This is a genomic window from Candidatus Rhabdochlamydia sp. W815 (assembly GCF_018642185.1).
GTDB classification, from domain to species: domain Bacteria; phylum Chlamydiota; class Chlamydiia; order Chlamydiales; family Rhabdochlamydiaceae; genus Rhabdochlamydia; species Rhabdochlamydia oedothoracis.
The window spans coordinates 1-1,091 of the sequence record NZ_JAAVTY010000189.1; the positions used below are offsets into that span (position 1 = coordinate 1).

2 protein-coding genes are annotated in these 1,091 nt (G+C 31.1%); both read left to right on the forward strand.

The window, feature by feature from the left end:
- Nucleotides 1-305: 305 nt before the first annotated feature.
- Nucleotides 306-791, forward strand: a complete 486-nt coding sequence (locus RHOW815_RS08185) for a hypothetical protein (protein ID WP_215217792.1) — start codon at nt 306-308, stop codon at nt 789-791.
- Nucleotides 792-871: 80 nt separating this feature from the next.
- Entirely contained in the window at nt 872-1,039 is a 168-nt protein-coding gene (locus RHOW815_RS08190) for a hypothetical protein (RefSeq protein ID WP_215217793.1), read from the forward strand.
- The last annotated feature ends 52 nt before the right edge of the window (nt 1,040-1,091 follow it).

A 1,091-nucleotide genomic window follows, 5' to 3' on the forward strand; every position in this document is an offset into this window, starting at 1 on the left:
AGGTCAGTTTACGTAAACGGCGCTTCATTGCATCATGTCGTAAAGATTATTTATTAGATCTAGTAGGTGCAAAGGAAATTCTTCATGCGTAAGCCCTGATATGAAAATACTCCAGCATTACTTAGAGCTAAGAAAATCAGAATGAGTTTTCTTAGCTCTATAATTCCTCAGTTTTTGCAAGATTATTTTCTTCTTTTCCAGCAGTTAATAATATATTTTATAAATTAAAATAATTAATAGAAATTGACTGTAATTATACAATAATATACATATGGAAAGATAACAATCTTTCAAGAGTTCTTATTATGACTATTACAAAAAAATGTATTTTGAGTTCTCATGCACTCTTTACTAAAAACCCTCAAGAACGTATCCTAAACGAACAAGAATCATCGCTTAATTTTAATCAGATCGAAGCCGAAGTCGATAAAATCCTCAAAGATCCCCACCCCTTTATTTATTTCTCACCTTTAGCAAGGTTTATAAATGAAGGAGATGCTAAATTTGAAGCTTTACTAAATAAAGCCGAGAAAAAACAAATACCTAATTCAGTTAAGGAATCACTTCCTCGGAGAAAAATAAAATATCACCTGCGTTACCAACCATATCGCTTCTTTCAAGAGGAAACTGATTCATCAGAACAAAAAAAACAACAGATTCTAGATCTTATTCATTCAGGCATTGCAAAAGCTGTAATCGAAAAAGAATACGGTATATGTACTAGAACTCTAAAAGAGTGGTGTAAGTTAAGCCCGTGGTCTGGTTGGAAGATCACAAGCCAAAAAAGATAAAGCTAATTAATGATTATTAATTGAATTTTTACTACTCTATTGCTTTTCTATTTTAGAGCTAACCTATAGGAAAGAAAACAATGTCTTCTTCTGTAAATCTTGTATCTTTAGGTCCTTCCAGTCAGTTTATTGATAATCCTGATGCTAAAAATAAAAAAATCATGGATTTTTTGTTTCGTAAAATTAGCGAGGTTTTTAATAAAGTCTTTTCAAGTTTGAAGTGCACAGAAGAATTAAAAAAAGAATAGGCAGGCGATGAAAGAATCTCTATTGTGATTTTTAACAATCAAACACAAGGAG